Below are 25,084 nucleotides of genomic sequence, written 5' to 3'. Positions count from 1 at the left end.
GTCTTACTGTGCGTTTTTTATTGTGTTTAGGATTACTGGTGCTGAGTCAATTTGGCTTAGCACACACCAAACTTTTAAGCCAAAGCCCAGCCGCCAAAGCCACCGTTAATGCCCCTACTCAACTCACACTGAGCTTTAACGAAGCCCTCGAACCTGCATTTTGTCATATACATTTATTTAATGCCCAGCAGAAAGAAATCCCCTTAGCTAAACCTGTGTTTGTGTCAGAGCCTGCCAATACCCTCAGCATTCCCCTGCCACCGTTAGCCGCTGGAGAATATTTGGTGAAATGGTCAGTCGTTTCTCAAGATGGTCATCGGGTTAAAAGCAGTTATTCCTTTACGGTCAAACCGCGTGACTGAGTCGTTGCCTCTGTTAGCACAACTGAATCACGTCGTCAGCTTGATATTACTGGCATTTGTGTTTGGCCATGCTTTTCTTTTTTTATGCCATATTGACTATCAACGCAATCTGCTCAAGGCCAGCTGTGTCCTGTTACTATCGACCATGGTCATCGACCTCGCTGTTACGAGTTTACTCTTAACAGAGCAATCATGGTCAGCGTTGAGTGATAGCCTGATACTGGTCATCACTAAATCACAAATTGGTCTATTACTGGTTATTAAACTACTGGCTAGCCTGTGCTTAGTGCTGAGTCAGTTTTTGTTGACGGCCGTATGGCGACAAGGCTGTACGGTTTTGTCGTGTCTCATCATAAGCTATAGCTTAGCCGCCAATGGCCATAGTGCCGAAGCAGGCCTCTGGAGTTATGCCGTTGTTATTCATACCACTCATCTACTGGCTGGGTGTACATGGCTAGGCATGATTTGGTTATATCTGTACTATCAAACGCGAGCATACGTACAGATTGTTTACTTTAGCCAACAACTCTCAGAATGGGCATTGATTTGTTTCTTGGCAATTCTCTTAACAGGTTTTGCTGACGGGATACGTATGTGGCAATGGAGTCAAGGCAACTGGACAACACACTATAGTCAACTCCTCGGTCTCAAATTGGGCTTTTTGCTACTGGCCTTAGTATTAGCCGCGTATAACCGTTTTTTACGTTTAGGCATTATTCAGCAACACGGCAGGATAGACCGTGGTTTTAATCATATCCTATTGATTGAAAGTCTTTTATTAGTTGGCATATTCATTGTGGCAACAACCTTAGCCAATACCGACCCCAGTTCTTAAAATTAAGGAAATTTCTATGACGCAATCACTTAAAAATCTTGTTTCTAGCGAAGAATGGCAAGCCCGTGTTGATTTGGCTGCTGCCTATCGTTTAGTCGCTTTATATGGTTGGGATGATTTAATTTTTACCCATATTACTGTCAAAATTCCCAATACCGAGCATTTTCTCATTAATCCTTACGGCATGATGTTTGAAGAAATCACCGCCTCGTCTTTAGTCAAAATTAACTTAGCTGGCGAAAAAGTCATGGACTCGCCCTATCCCATCAATCCCGCAGGTTTTACCATTCATAGTTGTATTCATGGGGCGCGTGAAGATGCACAGTGTGTCATGCACACACACTCCATTAACGGAGTTGCCGTTTCTGCGCAAAAAAATGGCGTATTGCCTCTCTCGCAACAGGCTTATTTTGTTTTGTCATCCTTGGCCTATCACGATTATGAAGGTGTGGCCTTATTAGAAGATGAAAAGCCACGCTTATTGGCTGATTTGGGGGCGAAAAACTTTTTGATGCTCAGAAATCATGGTTTATTAACGGTAGGAAAATCGGTCGCTGAGGCATTTTTAGCGATGTATATTTTTGAAGCCGCGTGTATGGTGCAAGTACGCGCCCAGTCAGGTGGCCATGAATTAGTCCATATTCCCGACAATATCTTGGCAATGGCCTCACAACAAATGGCACAAGTGACTTTGGGTATGGGAGGCGCATTGGCTTGGCCTGCTTTATTACGCAAACTTGACCGCAAAAATGGCGGTTATGCCGTGTAATATTTGGCTTAGACTCCGCTCAGCCAACGCTAATATCGCGAAATCGAGGTGGCTGAGTGAAGTCGTGGTGGTTGAGCGAAGTCGAAACCAAACCACCTAAATTTTTAACTTTCCTGTAAATAACACTGCGCCTGTTGGACTGCCTGTGGGTGAGCCACCTTTAGGCTCTAAACTAATTGCTAACACTTTACCTTGGTCAAAGCGTTGTTTTTGTTTGGCACTAAAAATCAGTTCGACTTGGCCATTCACAACGCGCATCACCCCCAAGGATTCGGGTGCGCTATCAGCAATTGCCCATAATTCTAAATCTCGGTCAGTGGGTACATTGGGTAAATCTAAACTACTGAGTTTGAGTTGCTGACCATCATCGGTAATTCTAACAATCCACACAGGTTCAGCTTTATCACTACTCAAGACTGCCACATCCTTAAAACTGGGTATGACAGGTGCTTGATAAATTAAGTTTTTCCAAATCAACATGCCTGCAAAGACCGAGGCAAATACACTGCCACTCCACAACCATTTATGCCAAAAAGTTAAACCTGTTTTGGGTGCAGGCATCGGTTCAAAACCTAAACGCTGGCGGACTTTAGGCCATACCGTTGCAGGTACAGGCTGGGCTTTAATTTGAGAGGACAAAGGCGCGAGCCGTTGTTCCCATGCCATGACTAAACGCCGTAAGGCAGGTTGTTCAACCATGAGCGCTTCAAAACGGACTCTGGCCTGACCATGTAAGGTACCTAATACATACTCAGCGGCAAGGCGTTGTTGTAATTCGGGTTGCTGATAATTCATAACTGCAAACACCCCTTCAATTTATCGAGGCCACGTCTGACCCATGCTTTGACTGTCCCCAATGGCGCACTGAGTTGGGTAGCTAATTGACTGTGCGATAAGCCTTGAAAGTAGGCTAAAGCCACCGATTTACGCTGATTTTCATCCAAATGTTCTAAACATTTATTTAAGCGCTTTGCATCGGCATCGGCCATCACTTCGTCTAAAGGCTCTGCCTTGTCAGAAATCATGTTTTCCCATTCTTCGGGTTGTAAATCGACAATGCCTTGCGGCTGGCGACGTAACTTATCCAAACAACGATTACGAACAATTGTGGTTAACCATGTTTGCGCACTGCCTTTCTCCATCGAAAAGCTGTGCGCCGAATGCCAAACACTGACAAAAGCATCTTGCAAGGCTTCCTCTGCTAAGTCTTTGCGCTTCAGAACCACTAAGGCGACACCGTATAATTTTGGTGAGGATAATTGATACAATCGTTCAAACGCACGCTGATCGCCTAAGGCCGTTTTGCACAATAAGACGGCTAAATCTTCCGCCATGTCCTTCCCCAATATCGTTGAGTTTTAAAGCTTATTATTTACACCATCGAGTAAGTAATACCATCAATACTGATTAGTATGATGACTTCTCAATAGGTTCACAACTATGCCCTAATTCTCTTGTCAGGTCATCAGTTATCATCCAAATTGAATAGCAAATACGCGTTCAACAAACCATAAACAAGCGATCAACAAAATCACACCTGAGCCACCTTTTAATATAAGCGATTGATATTTTGAAGATTCTCTGAAGCGATACAGGATGGGAATCAGCAGTAACACAATCGCTAATTGGCCTGTTTCCACTCCCACATTAAAACCTAATAATGCCGTCAGTGATATTTGTCCTTCCACCTGAATATCGGCTAAGACGCTGGCAAAACCAAAACCATGAATCAAACCAAAAACAAAAGCCATTAACCAACGATAACGATGCCATATTGGCCATAAATTATGTAAGGCGGCTATCATCACCGATAAAGCAATCACCGACTCCACCCACCGTGAAGGTAAATAAAGCCATTGTTGTGCGGCTAAGACTAAGGTGATGGAATGAGCTACGGTAAAGGCGGTGACAATCCATGTGGCATCTATCATTGCAACACGCCAATCCGTCACCGCTCGCCAGCCTTGTTGCTGCCGTATTAACACCACAGGCAATAACAAGGAAATTAAGAACAAAATATGGTCATATCCCAACCAAATATGAATCACACCTTGTTGCCAAAATTGACTAAATGTTTGTGTTTTGGTTGTGGCTATCCCCAGTGTTTGCCATGTATTAGCAGGCGTTAGTACCTGATAATTTTGCTGCCATTGCAAAATGCCGCGATGTGTTTGATCTATATTTGCCAATAGTTGATATTTAAGCTGCCAGTCGCCTGCACTGGCACACTGAGTCTGAAACTGTAATACCGCATATTGGCCATCCACATGACTGTCTATGGCTAAAGGCTGAAACTGAAATGTTTGGCACGGTTCGCCACGTTGTAGCAGTAAGTTGCTCCGTGCTAATTGTTCAATTGCCTGATTTTGCTGTAACACCTCGCCCCATGTCAGTTGTCTATCTTGGTTTTCATCTAGATTTAATAATAAATCCAAGTCGCGTAAGGCAATATCCCAACGTCCTAGCACCGTCGCATCGTCTTGAACATTTAAGGTCAAATAACTGTCGCTGGCTTTGTGGGCAGTGACAATACTGCTATATAAACAAAGCCATAATATAACTAGATATTTCATGGCGACACTCCTTGTGCCATCATCACCGTTTTATCCTTTAAGCCTGTGCTTTGATACCACTCTTTTAACAACTTAAGGTCACTCGTCGATTGTTGCGCAGAAGCCGCTTGCCAATAAATCACGGCATCGGCTGGCTCACGTTGTTGTTGCCAATTTTTTCTTGCCAATAACAAACTGGCAGCCGGTTGGGCTTGTACTTTCAGGGCAAATATTGCCTCTTCGCGTAAATGACTGTCGTCACCACGTTGTCGCAAGGCGGCAAAACGATTCGCTAAGATTTGTTGGTACAGATTTGCTTGTTTAGTGGCCAGTTGCTTTTCGGCAATGGCTAAACGCAGTAACAAGGCATCTTGTTGTTGATGCCCTATCAATAAGGTTTGCACGTCTGCATAACGCTTTTGTAGCAACCAAAGGTCAGCAATCGCAGCCAACACCACAGGCTGACGCTGTGGAATTTTTTTATATAAAAACTCAGCTTGTTGATAATTGCCCAAACGCATGGCTAAATCGCCAAATGCCAAATAAAACCACGCTTGCTGCTCATCTTCTAAACTCGCGACGAGGGTGCTGAGCTTTAACATTTGTTGATAGGCTTGCTCAGCATTTTTACCCAATGCTTGAATTTGTGTTTGGCAAATTAAGCCAAATACTAAGGTAGCTAACTGTCGAAGTGGCTGACAACTCTGCTGAGCTAGATTTATTTCGCCTTTAACCAAATAAATACCCGTTTTTAATAATAAAGCTTCGGCATGATTAGGTGATTGCGCTAAAACGGTATCTAAATCCTTTAATGCCGCATCAAAATCGTGATTCATTTGTGCTATTCGTGCGCGTAGCAACAAAATATCTCTATGTTGTGTCGTTGACCACGGTTGTAATAAGGCTTGTGCATAACCCAGATAACGTGGGTCGGCATTTTCTGTCGCCAGTTTTAGAAAGTGTTGAACTTGGCTAATGGTTTGCTCTTGCGTTAACGCTGTCTTGGGCATGATTTGCTGTTGTGTCAATTTGGTAGGTAAAACGGCTAATACCTCATTGATATCATGCGGAATTCTGGGCGCGGCAGTGACAACAGAGGTCAATGACACACTCATAATTCCTATTACCAGACAAGATAAACGTCCCATATATCTTCACCAAATCTAGACCAAGTATTTGCCTTAGCTCTGAGACTGACATGCAGTCTCAGATTGCCAAGAATTATTGAATACTGACAGGTTCTGTATCTTCGGCGCTGCTTAATGCAATCGCTTCAATGTCAACAGGCTCAGTATCTTCTGGACTACTGGTGGCTTGCGCTTGTACCGTTGTCGTAAAACTATCCTGTGCAGGTTTGGTCACATTACCCTTAGTCATCGGCTCAGAATCGTTATCATTACAAGCAGCCAACAAGCCCCCTAAAACACAAAGAAGAAGTATTTTTTTCATGATTTACTCTCTCTTATTTGCTTGAGGCAACATTAGGTGAGCCTGCTAAAGCAGGTTTGAGATAGGGGAAGCTATCATCAAATTGGCTTGGGCTTTGTAACGCACCATCGGTAAAATCTATCGCCGCAGACGGTGCATCAGCTGCTGTACAGCCAACATTTAACAAACACAAACGCCCCATCACCACACGCAAAGCAATATCCACCACATCATCCCCTGGACGACGACCATTCGGGAAGCCTGCATTATCACCCGCTAATACGGCTAAGCGTTTTTGCTGGTCTTTAGCGGCTGGGGCAATGGTGGTATTGAGACGTAACATTTCGGATGGTGTCACGGTTTTTGGCTTATTTAAGCCTTCTACGCCTGTCAAAAAGGCGGTGACTAAATCTTGACGCGGAAATTTAGTGGGAGCTTTTACGCCTGCACTCCCAAACAAGATTTCTAATAAGGCTGGCAACGTTGGATTGGTCACATAAGTCGCAAACTGTGCGTCATCTTTGGGTTTACTGGCATTAAACTTATCTTTATCCTTGAGACCAATCACCACTTCATTCACTAATGGCATGCCTAAACGTGATACCTGTGTCCATGCCCCACCTTCTTTACTGGCATTGTTATGACCACTTTTAGGTGCAGGATTTAACAAACGTGCTTGGCGTAAACTGGCTGTTGTCCATGCACCAATCACAGGCTCATTAGCGGCTGTTAAACAACTAATCGGCAATTCTAAAGCTAACGTAGTGACGTTTTTATCTTTTAAGGTATCTAAGCCTTTATCTTCAGCATTCGGGTCGAAGGCCGTCGCTGGTGCTTTAATATTAACCAAATCAAAGGTTTCACCCAAATTGACAGCAAAGGGGTCTTTGCGCTGCCCGACAAACACTTTTCCTTGTGTGGCGCAATTAGGAATGTTAATCGTATGAATAAAATTATTAGCATAGCTAGCATAGTTAGGAATGGATTTATTGCCAATATTATCTACGGGCTTAGTAAAGGACGTTTGGCCATTGCTGCCTGTCACCGCCATACGCACACCACCCCGACGTGTACCTTTCACTACATCCAGTGAATAACTTTCTCTGACGTTGAGTGCACTGTTATTAGCCGCAGAAATTTGACCAATATTAATAAGCGGTACAGAGACGTTAACGCCATTCACAGGCACTTGCAGGTCGGCTAAATTATTCTTAAATCGAAATTGAAAGGTTAAATCTTCAACTGCATCGCCTGTATTATCAATATGAATTTCATATAAGGCGTTTGGGTCTAAGCTAAAATAATTAGGCCCACCATAGGCATCTTGTAGCGGTAAATAATTGGCAATTAGCGTTACAAAGCCTGCTCTGTTAGCTTCATAACTTCTAAACATATAAAAATCGGTGGCATCCACTTTCGGTGATTTGGTGATTGATGGTGCTTCACGATGACTAGACGCAAAGGCTGTGGTCATCGACAAACTCAATAATGCCCCTGTTAAGGCGGTTAAGGCAAAACGACGGTGTAAAGTAGCCATTGATACATCCTCAATTTTTTTATTACGCATAGCTTATAAAGTAGAGCTATTTGGTTAAAAACACACATCATCTAACACAGTGTGCTGGTGTATAGCGGCAGTAGTTTGAGGCGCACATTCACGCTAAGCGCTATGGAGATTTTTTACTCTCCTACAAGCTATACGTCGTGAATTGGCTTTTGGATGCAATATATTCTTTTTTATTATTTGACTTTAAAAATTGCGAGCGGTGCATCTAAATTGTGTTTGGGTTCGTATAGCTAAGTATCAAAAATACTTTTGCGACGACAATAAGGACTCTACATGCGCAGCTCTCGATTTTTTATCTACATCAGTTTTTGTTATAGCTCTTTTGCAGTGGCCAGTGATATGCCAGTACTGAGTACCGTAACCGTACATAGCCAAACCGAAAAACACATAGGGATTGCCACAACAGCAAGTGAAGGCATTATCGAAGGCCAATCCTTGACACAACGCGCTATTCTCAGAACAGGTGAAATTTTAGAAACCGTACCAGGCCTTGTGGTCACACAACACAGCAGCGATGGCAAAGCAAATCAATATTTTTTGCGGGGTTTTAATTTAGACCACGGTACGGATTTTGCGACTTCTGTACTTGATATGCCTGTCAATATGCCAACCCACGGTCATGGTCAAGGTTACAGCGATTTGAACTTTGTTATTCCTGAGTTAATTGCTTCTATTCACTACCGAAAAGGCAGTTATGATGCCAAAGATGGGGATTTTGCCAGTGCAGGCAGTGCGGATATTGATTATCTATGGTCTTTACCACAATCTATGTTGTTAACCACACTGGGCGAACATGATTATCAACGGCTTGTATTCGCTCAACCTCAGACACTCTCAGCAAGTAATAAACTCTGGTATGCCCTTGAGCTTCAACGCAATAATGGCCCTTGGCAGCTCGAAGAAGACCTCGAAAAAGTCAACGCTGTGTTACGTTTTACCCACGGCAAGCCAGATAATGGTTGGGCAATCAATGTATTGGCCTACGATGCCTCATGGCAAGCCACAGACCAAATTCCTGAGCGGCTTATTCAGGCGGGCATACTAGACCGCTATGACACGATTGACAAAACCGATGGTGGCAATAGTCGTCGGCTGAGTTTGTCTTGGCAACATCGTCACAACCAAGCCGAACAACAATCGCAATCCTCATTTTATGTCCTCAACTATGAATTAGACCTGTATTCAAACTTTAGTTATTTTTTAGATAATCCCTCACAAGGTGACCAATTTCATCAAGTTGATAACCGCACTGTGTTTGGCTTTGAGCATGAACAAACGCAATTAACTAGCTTTGATGGTTTACCCATACAACATCGTTTAGGCATTGAAGGCCGCTATGATGCCATTGACGAAGTTGGTCTTTATCTCTCTCAAGCCAGACAAAACACCGATACCATTCGCGAAGATAAGGTGCAGCAAGCACTGGTGGGTTTATATGGTCAACAACAAATCCAATGGACACCAAGCCTACGCAGTCTGATTGGACTACGCGCTGATTTTTTTTATAGTGAGGTAGAAGCGCACTTAAATGCCAATAGTGGTCAGGAATCTGCTCATATGTTTAGCCCTAAATTTGGTCTCAGTTTTAACCCTACGCCTCATGATGAATACTATGCGAATTGGGGCTATGGCTTTCATAGTAATGATGCGCGTGGGACTAGCACACGACTCAATCCAGACCCGCGTGATGCCAACTATTTACAAGCCGCAGCCCCTTCCCCTGCCTTAGTAAAAACTCGCGCCTTAGAATTGGGTTTACGAACTAAGTTAGCAAAAAACTTAGACCGTACACTGGCTATATGGCAATTAGACAGCGACTCAGAACTGGTATTTATTGGCGATGCAGGCAACACCGAAGAAAACAAACCTAGCAAACGTTACGGTGTAGAATTAAGTCAGCACTATGCACTCAATGACTGGCTGAGTCTAGAAGCGGATATTACATGGTCAAAAGCACGCTTCAAAACTGACAATACGTCAGAGTCTTATATTCCCAATGCTGTCGAAAAAACAGGCACTCTTGGCATAAATATGCAATTTTCTAGTCGTTGGTTTTTAGATGCACGCTTACGCTATTTAGGCAGCCGACCACTCACCGAAGATAATCAAATTCGTGCTGAGTCTTCTACTGTCACCAACCTTAAACTGAGTTATCATTACAACCCGCAGTTATCATTGAGACTTGATGTATTGAATGTATTTAATCAACAAAATCAAGATATTGCTTATTATTATGCCTCTTGTACACCTTACGACCAGCAAGACAGCGCATGCTCGCCACAAAATCCAGACCGTACAGGCATTGAAGATGTACACGTTCATCCTGCAGAAGCGCGTAGCTTTCGTGTTAGCTTACAAGGGCAATGGTAATGTGGTCTAAGCGGACTCCATGCTATGACTATGCAAAACCTTTGTCATGTTCACTGGCTTTGCATGGTGTATTAGCCATTCTTCTTTATCTGAGTCCGCATCGTCCAGAGCAAACAATCACGCCGCCTGTGACAGTGACGTTAGTCTATCAACAGGTAACCACACACAAACTCACGCAGGCACAAGCCATTTCTGAGCCTATAAAACCTCATACTACAAGCCCAGCAAAGGCTAAATCTGATGTTGTTAAAACAATTAACACCTCAAGCCCAACAACACATCAAGCCAGCATTGAAGCAATATTGAATACAGCAGCAGAAGCATCACACGAACTGAGCACTGACACCACAAAGGCTATAGACACGGCTACTTTAGAACAGGCTAAACAAGACATCACAAAGACAGACTATCCTAGTACCACAGAGGACATAGCAGAACCAATTTTTGATGCCGCTTATTTAAAAAACCCAAAACCCAGTTATCCAAGTTTTGCCCGACGCTTACAACAACAAGGCATCGTTAAACTACGCGTTAAGGTATCAGAACAAGGCTTGGCCGAAGCCATAGAATTAGCCGAAAGCTCAGGCTTTAAACTGTTAGATGAATCAGCACAAAAAACCGTCAAATTGTGGCGTTTTGTGCCTGCTAAACGGGGTACTGAGGCCATTAGTGCATGGGTGATTGTCCCGATTCACTTTCAGCTTAGTTAGCTTGTGTTTTAGTCGTCTAATAAATCCATTTGTTTAGCTAATTGATAAAGATTATTACAACGATTGCCTGTGCGACAAAATGCTAAAACAGGTTTGGGTAACTCATTGACATATTTAGCAAATTGCTCAACATTTTCTTGGGTAATTTGGCCACTAATCACAGGCTGATGTACATAACTTAACCCCTGCGCTTGGGCTGCTTCTTGCATTTGAGCGGCTGTGGGTTGTTGTGCGCCTTCTTCATAATCGGGACGATTGTTAATCACGGTCTTAAAACCACGGGCGGCAACTTCTTGCATTTGTTCTGGATATAATTGTCCAGCAAAACCAATGTGTTGGGTCATTGACTGTCTCCTGTTTATGCGAATACGCGAAAATCTGTTGTTGTTTGACGTTTAGGTAATTGCTTATATCTTAAAGTATCTATCATGAAAACTGCACGCCACGCATCATCGCTTGTAAAATAAACGCCATTTCTGCCAGCAAAAGGCCTCGTTCTTGCGGCACTTGCTGATTTAACCATGCAATTTGTAGCTCATGCATCGCACCCACTAGGCCAAAGGCTAATACGCGATAATTACGCGCAGGGATTTTTTGCTGTGCCACCCAAATGGCTAAATAGTTTTCAATTAACACCGCAAATTCTGTGATTGCTTCATTTCTAACCGCTTCTACGCGTTGACTGACGCCTAATATTTCTTGCGTGGTAATACGCACCCGTCTGATATCATCTAAATGAGCCTGTAAAAATGCATTCATTCCCGCCAATAGGCGCTGTTCTAACGCTATCTTTTCATCCAACATGGCGTGTAAAACAGCCATACGGGTTTCCTGTAAAATTAGCTTGAACACGGCAATTAATATGGCTTCACGGTCGGCAAAATGCTCATAAAAATGACGGGGTGTTACTTTGGCGTGGGCACATAACTTCTCTACGGTGGTTGGTAAATACCCTACTGTCCCAAATAACTCTAAGGCACTCGCCATTAAACGCTGATAACGTTCCTCTGCCAACTGTTCAGCACTACGGCCACCGTAACCGCGTTTGGTACTTTTTTTGGGTACTTTCGTACTCATTTCGTCGGAATCTTGCATATTCCCTCTTGAATTAGGAAAGAAATCTTTCCTAAAATAACCTAAACAAACTAAACACCTATTATGGGCTAAAAAAATCTATCCATGTAGGGGCTAAACCGCACCTTGCAAATCAAGCTAAGATGCACAATGCTACTTTGTCAAAAGAGGGTCACATCATCATGTCAATGCCATGTATTTTTATCACGGGTGCAGCCGCAGGGATTGGTGCAGAAACCGCACGTCTATTTGCCCAAAATGGCTGGTTTGTCGGGCTATTTGATATTGATGAAACAGGTCTTCACAAACTACAGCAGGAACTGGGTCAACACGTGTGCATGACGGGTCAACTGAATGTTGCCGATGAAGCACAATGGCAAAAAGCACTCACCGCTTTTTTTAGTAAAACAGGCCGTTTAGATGTGTTATTAAACAATGCAGGCATTTTAGCGTCTGGCAAATGTACCGAAATTCCCCTCAAACGTTTACATCAATTGATAGATGTCAATGTAAAAGGTGTCTTAAATGGCTGTTATTTGGCCTATCCCTATCTGAAACAAACGGCGAATGCTCGTATTATCAATTTATGTTCTGCCTCCGCATTGTATGGCCAACCGTCGTTAGCGGTTTATTCTGCGACGAAATTTGCCGTACGTGGCTTAACCGAAGCCTTAGAGCTTGAATGGGCTGGCGATGGTATTCGGGTAATGGATGTTCTGCCTCTTTTTGTTCAAACCAGCATGGTGACAAATATGGATGCCAACAGCATCAAAAACATGGGGGTCAGTTTAACAGCCATCGATGTGGCACAAACCATTTGGCAAGCGGCTAATTACCAAAAACGTTTGGCTAAAGTGCATTGGACAGTAGGATTTCCTACCCGTGGTTTTTATGCCCTTTCAGGCGCTGCCCCCGATTTTATTAGCCGTACCATCAATCAATTTATTAGCCGTAAAGGATAAGCCCATGACTACGTTTGCCCTCTCACCCGCGATGAAAGCGATTACTGATTTTGATACTTGCCGTCAATCGCCTTTGCCTCAAGAGCAACTCAATGCAACGCGTAAAGCTGCACTCGCCTTTAGAGAACGCTTTATGGATGAGCCAGAAGTCTTATTTTATAAAAGTATTAACTTAATTCGTGTACCCTATCCCACGTGGTATGGTTATAGCGGAGTTTATGCGCAAAGCACCTATCGCTTTCCGTTTATACACATCTTAAACCGTTTGTTTATTGTCCAATACAAAGATTTTGAAGGGGCAATAAAAACCCTGCTATTTTCGCCATCCGACATTGACGGCAATCGCGAAACGCCTTTTTTTAAGCGTTTAGTTGATAAAATGCGTTTACCCAAAAAAGCACAAGATGTGATGGCTCCCATTTATCACAGTGTCGAAAGTGCCTTAGCCAGTACAGGCATTGCGCCAGAAAAAGTCGACTATATTAGTTATGACCATTTACATACTCAAGACTTACGTAAATGGTTAGGAATAGGTCAGCAGCAAGGTTATTTTCCTAACGCAAAATTACTCGTACACCGTAAAGAGTGGTTATCAACCACTGCGCTCTTGCCTTGCCAAGCCGATTGGTATTGCCCGAATGGGATTAAGGGCGTGAGCCTAGACAAAATTGTCATGTTTGATGACAGTATTCAATTAGGCCGTGGTGTCGCCTTAGTACATACCGCAGGTCACACGCATGGGAATCACTCTTTAGTGGCGCGCGTGCGTGATGGGATTCGGGTATCTTCTGAAAATGGCGTGGGTGCAGATGCTTATGAACCTAAAAACTCCCGAATTAACGCCATTCGTCGTTATGCCAAAGCGACAGGTGCAGAGGTTATCTTAAACGGGAACACCCTAGAAGGCAGTAATGACCAATACATTTCGATGGTGATGGAAAAAACGATTGCGGGCGCATCGGTTAATCCAGATTATCCTAATTGTGCGTCATCGAGTGAAGCCACTCCCTATTGGCTAGTACCTCAACAACAAAGCAGCTTTTTAATTGGCGAAGCCGAGTTTGGCCAATTACAGCGTTAAGAGACATCGGGATGACATCACGCATCCCGTTATTTGCACAATTTAGTGTGTGGCGGCTAGGGGTTTAAGGTGGTCAATAAAATCCTCAGCCCCCATACTGCCCATAATACGCATAGTCTTTAACTCTTGTCCCTGTGCATCAAAAAACAAGACGCTGGGTGGGCCAAATAAATCAAAATGCGTTAATAACGCCTGTGAATTAGCATCATTCTGGGTAATGTCGGCTTGTATCAGCATCACAGAGCTCAGTGCTTGTGCCACTTTGGGCGAGCTAAATGTATCATGCGCCATTTCTACACAGGCAATACACCAATCGGCGTAAAAATCTAACAAAGCGGTTTTGCCCTGTTGCTTGGCCTCGGCTAATGCCAGATTTAACTCTTGAGTTGTCGTGACTTTACGGAAATTTACTTCGCTGCTTTCAGGGTTAGCTTGGCCATTGCTCATACTAAATTGTAAGGGTTGCAAGGGATTTGATTGACCATTAGCTGCACCAACTAACAACAAGACACCCCAGACCAATAAACCGACACCTAGCCCCTTCCAAAAGCGAGGCCAACCTGTTTGGGTATGGTCTAATGCGCCCATCAAAATACCACAGACAATTAACAAAAAGCCCCATAATACCAAGGTGACAACCCCTGCTAAAAAGCGAGATAACAACCAAATTGCCACCATCAATAACAACACACCAAAAACAGATTTGACGATCACCATCCACTGACCCGCTTTGGGAATTAAACTCCCTCCCCCTAAACCAATCAACAATAAGGGCGTCCCCATGCCTAAGCCCAAGGCCAATAACGCAGCACCGCCTAAGAACATATCGCCTGTACTACTGATATACAACAAAGCACCTGCCAACGGGGCAGACACACATGGCGACACCACCAATGCCGATAAAATTCCCATCAGTAAGACACCCACATAAGTGCCTCCTTGTTGTTTTTGGTTCAGATGGGTCAAACGGTCTTGGATGAATGCAGGCAGTTGCAATTCGTAAAAGCCAAACATGGCTAAGGCTAATAAAACAAAAATAGCCGCAAATACCGACAAGACAACAGGACTTTGCATCCATGTCGATAAATTGGCACTTGCGCCAAAATAGCCCACCAACATACCTGCAATGGCATACGTGGTCGCCATACCAATCACATACGATAATGATAATAAAAAGCCACGTTTAGCCGATAAGCCTTGGCCTTGACCAGCAATAATGCCCGATAAAATGGGCACCATCGGTAATACACAGGGCGTAAATGACAGACCAATGCCCAAGACTAAAAAGGTTGCCAATACTAACCAAAGACTACTATTTGCCAAAAATGATGCTAAACCATTGGCATCTTGTGGGGCTTTTGGTGCGGTTGTGACCACCTTATCGCTAATACGTATGGGCTGAACATCGGTTTTATTGACGACAGTCGTCGGTGCAAGTTGCGTTAAACGCAATTGTGTATGGATTTTTTGTGGGGGATAACACAAGCCCTGCTCCGAGCAGCCCTGATAACTGAGAGTGACCGCCACATCTTGGCCAAGCTGTGTACGTTGTTTAGCATACACAGGCAAATCTACCGCCACCGCATGATGAAAAATTTCTACTCGGCCAAAATTAGGGTCATTTTTAATTTGTGCAGTGGCATTAAATTGCGGCTCACCAGTCACAATGGCTGGCTCAGTCCCTTGCTCTATGACAAAAACACGTTTTTTATATAAATAATAACCGTCTGCAATCGTAAAACCCACATGCACTTGGCCTGCATTCGTCGAAATAATAGGCTTAAAGGCTTGCTCTACGGGCAAATATTCTTCTTCCGCAGGAATATCATCAAAACTTGGAACTGCCGCTTGTACAACAGCACTCCATATCACCAACCACATTAACCAGAAAAAACGTTTCATAAGCTACAACCCACGAGACAATATTTTTTTTGCACTGTAACGCCTTTTCATTAAGACAGTCTTAACAAGGTCAATGTGACATTTGTTGTAGAGAATCTTTCTTTTTAAGCCTATGTAATATTTTTTGTTGTTAAGAAACTCTTAAGTTAAGGCTGTTTAGAATGGTGACAAGCCCGTTGATACCTCACTTTGCGTATAGACAAATTGACGTATCGGCCTAGTCATGTAGAGGTTAAACCCATGAACATAATCCGCAGTTGCTTACTGGCTGCCGTTGTTGGTCTGAATATCAATGTCGGTATTGCTGATACGCTGAACCTAGATGCCTACAAAGGCAAAGTCGTCTATGTTGATTTTTGGGCATCTTGGTGTGGTCCCTGTCGCGAATCTTTTCCGTGGTTGAAAAAGATGCAACAACAACGTGGCAAAGACGGCTTAGTGATTATTGCTGTCAATGTTGACCAAGATAAAAAATTGGCTGATGCCTTTTTAGCCGAATTCCAACCTGAGTTTAAGGTGTTATACGATAAAGACGGAAAATTAGCCGAAGACTTCAAAGTCAGCACCATGCCTAGCTCTTTTATTATCGACCGCGACGGCAAGCCTCGCTTTAAGCATAAAGGCTTTCATAGCGCTAAACAGGCGCAATACGAAAGCGAACTTAATGACCTGTTAGTTAGCAAATAATTTTTATTCACTTCATGCTCTGAGAATCATCATGGCTAAAAAAATATCGCTTCTACTACTAGCCACTGTGCTAGTGAGTACTGTCAGTGGCTGTAGCTCCTTAGGTGTTAAACCGTGGGAACGTGACTTACTGGCTAAACCCTCAATGCAACTCAATAGCGCACCACTCGACAGTGCGATTGATGACCATATTTATTTTAGTAAAGAAGCGTCTAGTGGTGGACGTGGTTTTGGTGGAGGTGGCTGCGGATGCAACTAACAGCAAAAAAAGCGCAATCTATGCGTGCTGCTTTGGCAGCGGCCAGTTGTGGCCTTTTAGGGTTATCGGGTGCAGTGTCCGCAGCAGACACTGTCAGCGATAAAGCATGGCAAGTCGATACTGCCGTTTTATATTATAAAGAAGACAATGGCCGTGTCAGTGCCGCTGAACCGATTGTCAACTTCAAAAAAGACTATGGCGATGAGCGTATCCTTAACCTCAAAGTGACCTTAGATTCTTTAACAGGGGCATCACCTAACGGTGCAACGTCCAGCAGTCAGCCACAAACCTTTACTGGCCCTTCTGGAAATAAAGCCTATACTACGGCGCCCAATAGCCAACCTTTAGATGGCGAGTTCAAAGACACACGGGCTGCGGTACATGCCAACTGGGAACAACCACTGGGTGAAGACTATAAAGCCAGTATTGGCGGGGGTATTTCTTCTGAGTTTGACTTTAAGTCCTTATCCTTAAACGGGGCTATTTCTAAAGATATCAATAACAAAAATACCACCTTAAGTGCAGGGTTAAATTTGGAGTTAGATAGCCTGAATCCTGTGGGGGGCAAACCGACGGCATTTAGCGCGATGACCGCTAATAGCAAAGAAGGTAACGACAATAAAACGGTGATTGATGCCTTATTCGGGGTCACGCAAGTGATTAACCGCAAAACCATCATGCAATGGAACTACTCCTTAAGTACCTCCAGTGGTTATCATACTGACCCCTATAAAGTCTTAAGTTTAGTCGATGGTACAACAGGTTTTGCCACCGATTATTTATATGAAAACAGACCCGATAGCCGTACCCGTCATAGTCTTTTTTGGCAAACCAAATACCATTTGACTGAAGATGTGATTGATGTGTCCTATCGTTTTATGACCGATGACTGGGGCATTAACTCTCACACGCTCGACTTACGCTATCGTTATGAATTAGGGAATGACAGTTATTTAGAACCGCACTTACGTTTCTATACCCAATCTGCAGCTGATTTTTACCGTTACTTTTTAGTACATGGTCAAGCCTTGCCTGAGTTTGCATCCGCAGACCCACGCTTGGGTGAATTTGATGCCACGACGTTTGGGATTAAATACGGGAAAAAGCTCAGCAAAGACCGCGAATTTAGCGTGCGTGTTGAACAATACAGTCAAAGTGGCAACAGTAGCCCCAGTGAGGCGATTGGCCAATTAAAAACGCAAAATCTCTTTCCTGATTTGAATGCTTTAGTGGTACAGTTTGGTTATTCCTTTAAGTTTTAACCTCTAGGGTCTGTTGACATTATGTATGGACTCCCCGCGCTGCTGTTATGCGGGGAGTCTGTCACTCTGTCACCCACAGACATACGGAACAGTCTTTATGTCCCACGACCGCAGCTATCACGTCGATATCCGTCCTCTCGCCACACATTGGCAAATTCACTTTGAGGCCATGGCTAGCCTGTGCGAAGTCTTGGTTGACACCGATGATGAAAATCTTGTCCATCGTATTGCGCGTATTGCCTCTCAAGAAGCATGGCGTATTGAAGAGAAATTTAGCCGTTATCGCCAAGACAATATTGTCTATAAAATCAATCAATGCCAAGGTGGCTCGGTGACGGTAGATGATGAGACAGCTGAATTACTCGACTTTGCTGCGCAATGTTATACCCTCAGTGGCGGTATGTTTGATGTCACCTCGGGTATTTTACGTCGGGTTTGGCGTTTTGATGGTAGCGACTTACTGGCGAATCCTGAGGATGTCGATGCCCTCTTAGCCCATATTGGCTGGGACAAGGTACGATGGAACAAACCCACGATTGCTCTCCCCTTTGGGATGGAGTTAGATTTTGGCGGCATTGGCAAAGAATATGCCGTTGATAAAGTCTGGCAGTTGATTAGTGAGCACTGTGATGCCAGTGTACTCATTAATTTTGGCGGTGATTTGCGCGTCACGGCACCCCGTCGTGATGGTAGCGCATGGCAAATTGGTTTAGAAAACCCCGAACATACCGATAGCCAAACAGGTATTTTTAGTCTGAGTCAGGGCGCACTGGCTACCAGTGGCGACAGCAAACGCTTTTTGCTCAAAGACGGGGTACGTTATAGTCATATTTTGAATCCCCTAACAGGTTGGCCAATTACCGATGCTCCGCATTCAGTGACGGTGGCAGCACCTACCTGTATTGAAGCGGGCATGATGGCTACATTTGCCAGCTTACAAGGTACAGATGCCGAAATCTTTTTAGACGCGATGGAAGCTCCTTATTGGTGTCTACGTTAGTCACTATTGGCGCTTTAAGTACAAGGAAAAAAGATGCGTATTTTATTAGTTGAAGACGATGCCATGTTGGGGGCAACACTCAAAAGTGCCTTAGAACCTCAAGGCTATACCGTTGATTGGCTACGCGATGGCGCACAAGCACTACAAGCCATTTCTGACCAGCACATAGACTTAGTCATTTTAGACTTAGGTTTACCCAAAATGGACGGCATGACGGTGTTAAATGCGGTACGTCGTAAAGGCGTTAGCACACCGATTTTGATTTTGACTGCCCGCGATACCGTACAAGACAAAGTCAAAGGTTTAGATGCAGGTGCGGATGACTACTTACTGAAACCCTTTGATTTGGCAGAGTTAAATGCTCGTCTACGCGCGCTCACACGTCGTGCGAATGGCCGTGCGAATAGTCAAATTACACATGGCGCTATTTGCTTAGACCCTGATAGTCAATCGGTACATTATCAAAATACGCTCGTGGTGCTACACCGACGTGAGTTTATGTTGTTACATGAGTTATTAGAAAATACAGGTAAAGTATTGACCCGCCAACAATTAGAGCAAAGTCTTTATGGATGGGGTGATGACATTGAAAGTAATGCTTTAGAAGTACATATTCATCACTTGCGCAAAAAGTTTTATCCCGAGCTCATTAAAACCATTCGCGGCGTAGGTTATATTGTCGAAAAAGCCAAGAGCTGACAATGAAATCTATACGCCAATACCTCCTACTTAGCCTCTGTGCTATCTTTGGACTAGCGTTTTTTGTCTCATTCTTAATTGGTTATTATTCTACCGCCGAAGAAGTTGAAGAACTCTACGACGCACAATTGGTTGAGGATGCACGGTTTATTGAAGGATTTTTGAATCAACGCTCTAATAAACTCGACTGGCGACACATCAATGCCGCCCTCGCCAATGCGGATAAAATTCAATTAACTAATGGCGAAGAATACTCAGCCGAAGGCCATGCTTATGAACGTAAAATGGCTATTCAAGTATGGGATAGCGAGGGGAATTTACTACTCAGTACACCCAGTGCCCCTGCTTACGCACTGTCTCCCTTACAACAGGGTTTTTTTCGTAAACGTGATGGCGAATACAGTTGGTTTATTTATACGCATCGTATTCCTGCTAACAAACACTGGCTTATTGTTGCCGAACGCTCCGATGTCCGCGAAGAGCTGATTGAAAAAATAGTCATCAGTTTATTATCAGGTAACATCATGGCTATCGTCATGATTATTGTCTTAATTGGGGTAGTGATTAAACGCGGTTTAGCCCCGCTCACACGCTTATCAAATGCCATCAAACTGCGTAATCTTGACCATCTACAACCTGTTAAATTACAGGAGCAAGTCCCCGAAGAACTCACCACCGTGATTAAAGCCTTAAACCATTTATTTGACCGTTTAGGTGAAGGCATAGAACGCGAACGTCGATTTTTGGCCGATGCCGCCCATGAACTTAGGACGCCCCTCACCGTTCTGAAACTGCAACTCCAAGTCGCTGCACAAGCACAAGATAATTTACAGATGCGCCAAGGCATCGAAAACTCGCTCTTGGGGGTAGACCGTAGCACGCATGTTGTGGAGCAACTACTCACACTCGCCCGTTTAGAACCAGAAAAAGGCACGGTACAACGTGAGCCTTTCGATATCGTCGGATTAGGACAAGAAGTGATTGCCAGTATTTTCCCTCTGGCATTAACTAAACAACAAAATTTGGCCTTACAGTGTGTACAAGCAACGCATCTTTATCTTGGCAATCGTATTTTACTCAGTATTTTATTACGCAATTTGCTCGATAATGCCATTAATTACACGCCACCCCATGGTGATATTGAATTAGCCATCGACATCGCGTCAAATGGCATACGTTTAAACGTCTTAGATACAGGTTGTGGCGTACCAGAAGAAGATATTCCCCGTTTAATGGAACGCTTTTATCGCCATGAGCAAAGTGCTGATACACGCGGTAGTGGATTGGGTTTATCTATTGTACAAAAGATTATTGAGCTGCATGACGGGAGATTGACGATTGAAAATCGTCAAACAGGTGGCCTAGCAGTGTGTGTCTACTTGCCCACTCACTAAGACATAATCCAGTAATGGGTGTTGGCTCAAATAACGACAAAAACGTGCTGTCCAATAGATTTTTTGCCAATCTGCGCCTCGTTTTTGCTGCTGACTGAGTTGGCTTTCGCGCAGTGCTATCCATGCTGCAAAACCACTAAATACATGCTCGGTTAATGACTGTAGCTTAACAGTCAAGCCTTGTTCTTGTGCTATTTTTAGCAATTGTACTTCACTGAGCACCGCCATACGATTGACACGCGCCAAAGCCAACGCTGCGCGTATGCCTGCCCGTTGCTGCCACGGATAATCAGAATAAGTAGACGCTAACAACAAGGTCGAAAAGGCAAATTGCCCTGAGGGCTTTAATGCCGAGGCAATCAGGGCTAAAAACTGTTCTAAGGATTGCGCATGATAGGCGGCATCCACACACAAGACAGCATCATAGTGTTGTCCCGCTAATGGCGCTTTTAAGGGTCTATCAAAACGACCTTGGCAAACACGCGCTAACGCGGGATATTGCTGTGCTTGTATCTGCTCGACACAGTGAGGTCTATATTCTAAAGCATCTATTTGTGAGACCTGAAATTGTTGTTGCCATAGGGCTAAGGCCGCACCATAACCACAGCCTAACTCCAATAAGTGCTGACCCGCTTGCAAGTCTACCGCTTGACCGTGTAATAAGGCTAATTGCTGGCAGGCTTGACCATAGTCCCTAGCATTTGCCCAATACCCCAAATTACTCCAGCGCCAATCGTCAGGATTTGCAGTCAATAAGAGGGTGTTAATATCAAACGGTGTATGCTGTGCCATATGGTAGTGAGTTTCATTTACGTTTAGGTTGCTATCGTACAATACACCGTCAACAGCCCCTAGACCTAAGTTATCAACTCCTTAACAGGAATCGACTCATCCGCCAAACGGTCAACATTCACTGGTAAATTTTCGGTAATAATTTTTTTACTGAGCATAAATTCTTGTGGTCGATTAATACAATCCGCAGCAATTAATTTGCCTTGCTGTAAATAAAACGCGGCAAAACTGCGACCATGTTGAATATCACCTCGAATCACCACTTGGTCATAACTTTGGCTTAAACCAGCAATTTGTAACTTTAAGTCGTATTGGTCAGACCAAAACCACGGCAAACTTTTATACGGCTTATGCACGCCACAAATGGCTGCTGCCGCTGATTTGGCTTGGTCGCTGGCATTAGGTACAGACTCTAAACGCATTCTACGGCCATAAATGGCATTAAAATGATTGGCACAATCGCCTGCGGCCACAATATTCGCATCATTAGTTTGGCCAAACTCATCGACCACAATGCCATTATTGACTTCTAAACCTGCTTGCTCGGCCAACTCCACATTAGGCACAACTCCAATACCAATAATCACCAAGTCTGCCAAAAACTCTCGTCCATCCGCACATTTAACGGCACGCACTTGCTCTTCACCAACAATCTCATTCACCGTCATTTGAGTATAGATGGCTACGCCTTGTTGTTGATGGATACGGGTATAAAATGCTGACATTTCGGGCGCAGTGACGCGTTGTAAAACGCGCTCGGCCATTTCTAGCACCACCACCTCCATACCTAATTTTTTTAAGGAAGCCGCTGTTTCTAGGCCAATATAACCGCCACCCATAATCACTGCACGTTTGCCTTGTACAACATAAGGTTTAATTGCCTGAATATCCGCGATGTTACGCAAATAATGCACACCAGCTAAATTTTCGCCTGTTAGCCCTGCGGTGCGTACTCTTGCCCCTAAACATAAAGCTAGTTTATCGTAGTGAAGCTGTGAACCATCGTTAAGAGTGATTTTCTGTTGTTGACGATCAATGTGTGTCACTCGCCCTTGTATAAACTGAATAGCACTCTTTTCATAAAAACTTGCTGGGCGAATCAACAAGTCATCAATGTCTTTATCGCCTGCTAAAAAGGTTTTAGATAAAGGCGGACGATGGTAGGGCAAATAAGCTTCATCACCGATCATGGTAATTTGGCCTTGCCAACCTTCCTGACGCAAACTGGTGGCTAACTGTGCAGCCGCATGGCTAGCACCAATAATCAGGCAAACTTGATTTGACATGGTGTTAATCCTAAAAATTACCCTTCGACTTCGCTCAGGGTACATTTTTGTGAGGGTTGAGCGGAGTTATGTTGGTTGAGCGGAGTCGAAACCAACTTTCAATCTGCACTACCCATACCCTTCGACTTCGCTCAGGGTACATTTAGCTATGTTGAGGTGTGACTTTCACCATCATTTTGGCATAACCTCTAACAAAGTTAGACTGGACAATTTCTGGCTCAGCCAACACTTCAATATTGTCAAAACGTTTTAATAACTCTTCCCACAAAATACGCAATTGCAATTCGGCTAAACGATTACCCATACAACGATGGACACCAAATCCAAACGATAAATGGTTACGCGCACCTTTACGGTCAATGATAAAGGCATCGGGATTGTCAATTGTGCGTTCATCCCGATTCCCAGACACATACCACATGACGACCTTATCGCCCTTTTTAATTAACTGGCCATTTAACTCCACATCTTGCTTAGCAATACGACGCATATAAGCTAACGGCGTTTGCCAACGAATAATCTCAGAGACCATGTTTGGAATCACACTTGGATTATTTTTCAGCTTAGTAAACTCATTAGGGAATAAATTTAACGCATACACCCCACCCGACATTGAATTACGTGTCGTGTCATTACCACCGACAATTAACAAGGCTAAATTACCCATAAACTCCATTGGCTTTTTAATGAGGTCTTCAGTATCTTTGGAATACACCAACATACTCATCACATCATAACCCATAGGTTTACCAGCTGCTTTATCAGCCGCTTTTTGATACCAAAGTTCAGAAAATTGTTTGGTCATCTCATAAGCGGCATTGTAAAACTCCTCATTACTACTACCCGGCCCGCCTGTTGCTTGTGGGCTACCTGCAATAATATCTGACCAATACACCAATTTATGACGTTGCTCATAAGGGAAATCAAACAACGTCGCTAACATACGCGTGGTTAATTCAATAGACACGTTTTGCACCCAGTCAAACGGGGTATTCACAGGCAATTCATCTAATACCTGTTGGGTGCGGGTGCGAATTAAACCTTCGAGTTCTTTTAAGTTTTTGGGAGCAACCACTTCTTGTACGGCTTGACGCTGTTTATCATGCTTGGGAGGATCCATCGCAATAAACATTTCAGCAGGTAAACCTTCGGGCGTTTGACCAATAATAATTGCAGGCTCAGCAGAAAATATGTCGTGATTTTTATCAACAAAGACAATATCTTCATAACGTGTCACCGACCAAAATGCACCAAATGGACTACTTTTTTGGTAATGAACAGGACACTCATCACGCAGACGCTTAAAGTAAGGATTGACTTGATGTTGGCGATATAAAAACGGATTACTGACATCAATATCTTCGATTTTTAGTGTAGAGACATCAGGAATCGGTTGCTCTATAAACTCATCAAAAGGCTTGGTTTGTAATACTTTATGTTTCACCGTTTGAAAAATTTGTACGCCTTTCACTAACATGGGAATGGGCACATTAGCCGATACTTTCTCAACGACCAACTGAGAGGCTTTTTCGATGGCTGGCACTTTTTCTAATTCAGTGATGACAGATGATGCTTTTTGCATAGCAGAGGTTAACAGACTCATGATATTTACCTTGACAATTGTGTTGGTTGAGCAAAATCGAAACCACTTCGACTTCGCTCAGTGGTCTTTATCTTTTTGTTTGTTTTGTATGTGGATTACATTTGAAACTCTGGCAAATGTACTTCCATACCATCCATTGCATTCGTGACTTGAATTTGACAAGCTAAGCGTGAGTTATCTTGTCTTTCAGGCGTCATTTCTAACATTTGCAACTCTTCTGATTTGGCACTATTGACCAAAGCCAACCATTTATTGCCAACCATCACATGACACGTGCCACAGGCACACTCGCCACCACAATCGGCATCTATTCCTTGAACCCCGTTATCCATCGCAATTTGCATTAATGACTTACCATCCTCAAGCTCAACGACATGTTGTTTTCCTTCATGATTGATAAACGTAATAGTGCCCATGAATGTTCTCCTGCGTTGAAAAAACTGATAAATATGGCTTTAGCATAGGGAGATACGCATGGATTAAGGAGGTT

Annotated in this window: 26 protein-coding genes; 13 read left to right on the top strand and 13 right to left on the bottom strand. The window is 43.7% G+C overall.

Annotated features, from left to right (window positions below):
• Positions 1-8: 8 nt before the first annotated feature.
• The 3 genes from copC to C8N29_RS04785 are packed head-to-tail and all read left to right on the top strand — an operon-like array spanning position 9 to position 1,966.
• Positions 9-362 (top strand): copper homeostasis periplasmic binding protein CopC, encoded by a 354-nt coding sequence (gene copC, locus C8N29_RS04795; protein ID WP_170106891.1) that lies wholly within the window; start codon positions 9-11, stop codon positions 360-362.
• Entirely contained in the window at positions 355-1,197 is an 843-nt protein-coding gene (locus C8N29_RS04790; RefSeq protein ID WP_170106890.1) for a CopD family protein, read from the top strand. The genes copC and C8N29_RS04790 overlap by 8 nt, the downstream gene beginning before the upstream one ends.
• A gap of 16 nt (positions 1,198-1,213) precedes the next feature.
• Complete coding sequence (locus tag C8N29_RS04785) at positions 1,214-1,966, top strand: class II aldolase/adducin family protein (RefSeq protein WP_107864902.1); 753 nt, start codon at positions 1,214-1,216, stop codon at positions 1,964-1,966.
• Positions 1,967-2,062: 96 nt separating this feature from the next.
• Here C8N29_RS04785 and C8N29_RS04780 read toward each other — a convergent pair whose 3' ends face one another.
• The 6 genes from C8N29_RS04780 to C8N29_RS04755 all read right to left on the bottom strand — a co-directional run bounded on the left by C8N29_RS04780 (position 2,063) and on the right by C8N29_RS04755 (position 7,483).
• A complete protein-coding gene (locus C8N29_RS04780; RefSeq protein WP_107864901.1) occupies positions 2,063-2,761 on the bottom strand; it encodes an anti-sigma factor in 699 nt (232 codons plus the stop codon).
• Positions 2,758-3,300 carry a sigma-70 family RNA polymerase sigma factor gene (locus C8N29_RS04775; RefSeq protein ID WP_107864900.1) on the bottom strand — a complete coding sequence of 181 codons (543 nt, stop codon included), beginning with the start codon at positions 3,298-3,300 and terminating at the stop codon, positions 2,758-2,760. Before C8N29_RS04775 ends, C8N29_RS04780 begins: the two co-directional genes overlap by 4 nt.
• A gap of 138 nt (positions 3,301-3,438) precedes the next feature.
• Positions 3,439-4,539 (bottom strand): HupE/UreJ family protein, encoded by a 1,101-nt coding sequence (locus C8N29_RS04770; RefSeq protein WP_107864899.1) that lies wholly within the window; start codon positions 4,537-4,539, stop codon positions 3,439-3,441.
• Complete coding sequence (locus C8N29_RS04765; protein ID WP_107864898.1) at positions 4,536-5,633, bottom strand: tetratricopeptide repeat protein; 1,098 nt, start codon at positions 5,631-5,633, stop codon at positions 4,536-4,538. Before C8N29_RS04765 ends, C8N29_RS04770 begins: the two co-directional genes overlap by 4 nt.
• Before the next feature lie 106 nt (positions 5,634-5,739).
• Positions 5,740-5,967, bottom strand: a complete 228-nt coding sequence (locus tag C8N29_RS04760; protein ID WP_107864897.1) for a hypothetical protein — start codon at positions 5,965-5,967, stop codon at positions 5,740-5,742.
• 13 nt (positions 5,968-5,980) lie between these two features.
• The gene (locus tag C8N29_RS04755) at positions 5,981-7,483 is read right to left on the bottom strand and encodes a DUF4331 domain-containing protein (protein WP_107864896.1); all 1,503 of its coding nucleotides are present in this window, start codon (positions 7,481-7,483) and stop codon (positions 5,981-5,983) included.
• Positions 7,484-7,786: 303 nt separating this feature from the next.
• Between C8N29_RS04755 and C8N29_RS04750 the strand changes: the two genes are divergently transcribed.
• Positions 7,787-9,883 carry a TonB-dependent receptor gene (locus tag C8N29_RS04750; protein ID WP_107864895.1) on the top strand — a complete coding sequence of 699 codons (2,097 nt, stop codon included), beginning with the start codon at positions 7,787-7,789 and terminating at the stop codon, positions 9,881-9,883.
• Positions 9,883-10,593, top strand: coding sequence for an energy transducer TonB (locus C8N29_RS04745; RefSeq protein ID WP_170106889.1), 711 nt, complete (start codon positions 9,883-9,885; stop codon positions 10,591-10,593). The genes C8N29_RS04750 and C8N29_RS04745 overlap by 1 nt, the downstream gene beginning before the upstream one ends.
• 8 nt (positions 10,594-10,601) lie before the next feature.
• On the opposite strand, the gene C8N29_RS04740 is transcribed toward C8N29_RS04745, so the two are convergent.
• Both C8N29_RS04740 and C8N29_RS04735 read right to left on the bottom strand, forming a co-directional pair.
• Positions 10,602-10,937 carry a protein tyrosine phosphatase family protein gene (locus C8N29_RS04740; RefSeq protein ID WP_107864893.1) on the bottom strand — a complete coding sequence of 112 codons (336 nt, stop codon included), beginning with the start codon at positions 10,935-10,937 and terminating at the stop codon, positions 10,602-10,604.
• Positions 10,938-11,019: 82 nt separating this feature from the next.
• Positions 11,020-11,688, bottom strand: a complete 669-nt coding sequence (locus C8N29_RS04735) for a TetR/AcrR family transcriptional regulator (protein ID WP_107864892.1) — start codon at positions 11,686-11,688, stop codon at positions 11,020-11,022.
• 167 nt (positions 11,689-11,855) lie between these two features.
• Here C8N29_RS04735 and C8N29_RS04730 point away from each other — a divergent pair, with 167 nt between their 5' ends.
• Together C8N29_RS04730 and C8N29_RS04725 are read left to right on the top strand one after the other, a co-directional pair.
• Positions 11,856-12,629: an SDR family oxidoreductase gene (locus C8N29_RS04730; RefSeq protein ID WP_107864891.1), complete on the top strand. Its 774-nt coding sequence runs from the start codon at positions 11,856-11,858 to the stop codon at positions 12,627-12,629.
• A 4-nt stretch (positions 12,630-12,633) separates the two neighbouring features.
• Complete coding sequence (locus C8N29_RS04725; RefSeq protein WP_107864890.1) at positions 12,634-13,710, top strand: MBL fold metallo-hydrolase; 1,077 nt, start codon at positions 12,634-12,636, stop codon at positions 13,708-13,710.
• A gap of 42 nt (positions 13,711-13,752) precedes the next feature.
• Here C8N29_RS04725 and dsbD read toward each other — a convergent pair whose 3' ends face one another.
• Positions 13,753-15,612, bottom strand: a complete 1,860-nt coding sequence (dsbD, locus tag C8N29_RS04720; RefSeq protein ID WP_107864889.1) for a protein-disulfide reductase DsbD — start codon at positions 15,610-15,612, stop codon at positions 13,753-13,755.
• A gap of 240 nt (positions 15,613-15,852) precedes the next feature.
• On the opposite strand from dsbD, the gene C8N29_RS04715 reads away from it, so the two are divergent.
• From C8N29_RS04715 to C8N29_RS04690, 6 genes are all read left to right on the top strand, one after another.
• Complete coding sequence (locus tag C8N29_RS04715; RefSeq protein ID WP_107864888.1) at positions 15,853-16,299, top strand: TlpA disulfide reductase family protein; 447 nt, start codon at positions 15,853-15,855, stop codon at positions 16,297-16,299.
• Between the two features lie 31 nt (positions 16,300-16,330).
• Positions 16,331-16,558, top strand: coding sequence for a DUF4266 domain-containing protein (locus tag C8N29_RS04710; RefSeq protein ID WP_107864887.1), 228 nt, complete (start codon positions 16,331-16,333; stop codon positions 16,556-16,558).
• Entirely contained in the window at positions 16,549-17,820 is a 1,272-nt protein-coding gene (locus tag C8N29_RS04705) for a DUF3570 domain-containing protein (protein ID WP_107864886.1), read from the top strand. Before C8N29_RS04710 ends, C8N29_RS04705 begins: the two co-directional genes overlap by 10 nt.
• Before the next feature lie 97 nt (positions 17,821-17,917).
• Complete coding sequence (locus C8N29_RS04700; protein WP_107864885.1) at positions 17,918-18,820, top strand: FAD:protein FMN transferase; 903 nt, start codon at positions 17,918-17,920, stop codon at positions 18,818-18,820.
• 33 nt (positions 18,821-18,853) lie between these two features.
• Entirely contained in the window at positions 18,854-19,519 is a 666-nt protein-coding gene (locus C8N29_RS04695) for a response regulator (protein WP_107864884.1), read from the top strand.
• Between the two features lie 2 nt (positions 19,520-19,521).
• Positions 19,522-20,913, top strand: coding sequence for an ATP-binding protein (locus C8N29_RS04690; protein ID WP_107864883.1), 1,392 nt, complete (start codon positions 19,522-19,524; stop codon positions 20,911-20,913).
• Here the strand turns inward: C8N29_RS04690 and C8N29_RS04685 are convergent.
• From C8N29_RS04685 to C8N29_RS04670, 4 genes are all read right to left on the bottom strand, one after another.
• Positions 20,881-21,705, bottom strand: a complete 825-nt coding sequence (locus C8N29_RS04685; protein WP_107864882.1) for a class I SAM-dependent methyltransferase — start codon at positions 21,703-21,705, stop codon at positions 20,881-20,883. The genes C8N29_RS04690 and C8N29_RS04685 overlap by 33 nt on opposite strands.
• Before the next feature lie 65 nt (positions 21,706-21,770).
• Positions 21,771-22,991: an NAD(P)/FAD-dependent oxidoreductase gene (locus C8N29_RS04680; protein ID WP_107864881.1), complete on the bottom strand. Its 1,221-nt coding sequence runs from the start codon at positions 22,989-22,991 to the stop codon at positions 21,771-21,773.
• Positions 22,992-23,133: 142 nt separating this feature from the next.
• Complete coding sequence (locus C8N29_RS04675; RefSeq protein WP_107864880.1) at positions 23,134-24,594, bottom strand: cytochrome P450; 1,461 nt, start codon at positions 24,592-24,594, stop codon at positions 23,134-23,136.
• A gap of 95 nt (positions 24,595-24,689) precedes the next feature.
• Positions 24,690-25,010 (bottom strand): 2Fe-2S iron-sulfur cluster-binding protein, encoded by a 321-nt coding sequence (locus C8N29_RS04670; protein WP_107864879.1) that lies wholly within the window; start codon positions 25,008-25,010, stop codon positions 24,690-24,692.
• Positions 25,011-25,084: the final 74 nt, after the last annotated feature.

The organism is Agitococcus lubricus (assembly GCF_003051055.1).
GTDB classification, from domain to species: domain Bacteria; phylum Pseudomonadota; class Gammaproteobacteria; order Pseudomonadales; family Moraxellaceae; genus Agitococcus; species Agitococcus lubricus.
Note: the sequence above shows the minus strand (reverse complement) of the source record. Positions and strands in the feature narration are given on the sequence as shown.

Coding starts and splice junctions, on each gene's coding strand:
- C8N29_RS04785 (WP_107864902.1), top strand. CDS start 1,214: ATGACGCAATCACTTAAAAATCTTGTTTCTAGCGAAGAATGGCAAGCC.
- C8N29_RS04780 (WP_107864901.1), bottom strand. CDS start 2,761: ATGAATTATCAGCAACCCGAATTACAACAACGCCTTGCCGCTGAGTAT.
- C8N29_RS04775 (WP_107864900.1), bottom strand. CDS start 3,300: ATGGCGGAAGATTTAGCCGTCTTATTGTGCAAAACGGCCTTAGGCGAT.
- C8N29_RS04770 (WP_107864899.1), bottom strand. CDS start 4,539: ATGAAATATCTAGTTATATTATGGCTTTGTTTATATAGCAGTATTGTC.
- C8N29_RS04765 (WP_107864898.1), bottom strand. CDS start 5,633: ATGAGTGTGTCATTGACCTCTGTTGTCACTGCCGCGCCCAGAATTCCG.
- C8N29_RS04760 (WP_107864897.1), bottom strand. CDS start 5,967: ATGAAAAAAATACTTCTTCTTTGTGTTTTAGGGGGCTTGTTGGCTGCT.
- C8N29_RS04755 (WP_107864896.1), bottom strand. CDS start 7,483: ATGGCTACTTTACACCGTCGTTTTGCCTTAACCGCCTTAACAGGGGCA.
- C8N29_RS04750 (WP_107864895.1), top strand. CDS start 7,787: ATGCGCAGCTCTCGATTTTTTATCTACATCAGTTTTTGTTATAGCTCT.
- C8N29_RS04745 (WP_170106889.1), top strand. CDS start 9,883: ATGTGGTCTAAGCGGACTCCATGCTATGACTATGCAAAACCTTTGTCA.
- C8N29_RS04740 (WP_107864893.1), bottom strand. CDS start 10,937: ATGACCCAACACATTGGTTTTGCTGGACAATTATATCCAGAACAAATG.
- C8N29_RS04735 (WP_107864892.1), bottom strand. CDS start 11,688: ATGCAAGATTCCGACGAAATGAGTACGAAAGTACCCAAAAAAAGTACC.
- C8N29_RS04730 (WP_107864891.1), top strand. CDS start 11,856: ATGCCATGTATTTTTATCACGGGTGCAGCCGCAGGGATTGGTGCAGAA.
- C8N29_RS04725 (WP_107864890.1), top strand. CDS start 12,634: ATGACTACGTTTGCCCTCTCACCCGCGATGAAAGCGATTACTGATTTT.
- dsbD (WP_107864889.1), bottom strand. CDS start 15,612: ATGAAACGTTTTTTCTGGTTAATGTGGTTGGTGATATGGAGTGCTGTT.
- C8N29_RS04715 (WP_107864888.1), top strand. CDS start 15,853: ATGAACATAATCCGCAGTTGCTTACTGGCTGCCGTTGTTGGTCTGAAT.
- C8N29_RS04710 (WP_107864887.1), top strand. CDS start 16,331: ATGGCTAAAAAAATATCGCTTCTACTACTAGCCACTGTGCTAGTGAGT.
- C8N29_RS04705 (WP_107864886.1), top strand. CDS start 16,549: ATGCAACTAACAGCAAAAAAAGCGCAATCTATGCGTGCTGCTTTGGCA.
- C8N29_RS04700 (WP_107864885.1), top strand. CDS start 17,918: ATGTCCCACGACCGCAGCTATCACGTCGATATCCGTCCTCTCGCCACA.
- C8N29_RS04695 (WP_107864884.1), top strand. CDS start 18,854: ATGCGTATTTTATTAGTTGAAGACGATGCCATGTTGGGGGCAACACTC.
- C8N29_RS04690 (WP_107864883.1), top strand. CDS start 19,522: ATGAAATCTATACGCCAATACCTCCTACTTAGCCTCTGTGCTATCTTT.
- C8N29_RS04685 (WP_107864882.1), bottom strand. CDS start 21,705: ATGGCACAGCATACACCGTTTGATATTAACACCCTCTTATTGACTGCA.
- C8N29_RS04680 (WP_107864881.1), bottom strand. CDS start 22,991: ATGTCAAATCAAGTTTGCCTGATTATTGGTGCTAGCCATGCGGCTGCA.
- C8N29_RS04675 (WP_107864880.1), bottom strand. CDS start 24,594: ATGAGTCTGTTAACCTCTGCTATGCAAAAAGCATCATCTGTCATCACT.
- C8N29_RS04670 (WP_107864879.1), bottom strand. CDS start 25,010: ATGGGCACTATTACGTTTATCAATCATGAAGGAAAACAACATGTCGTT.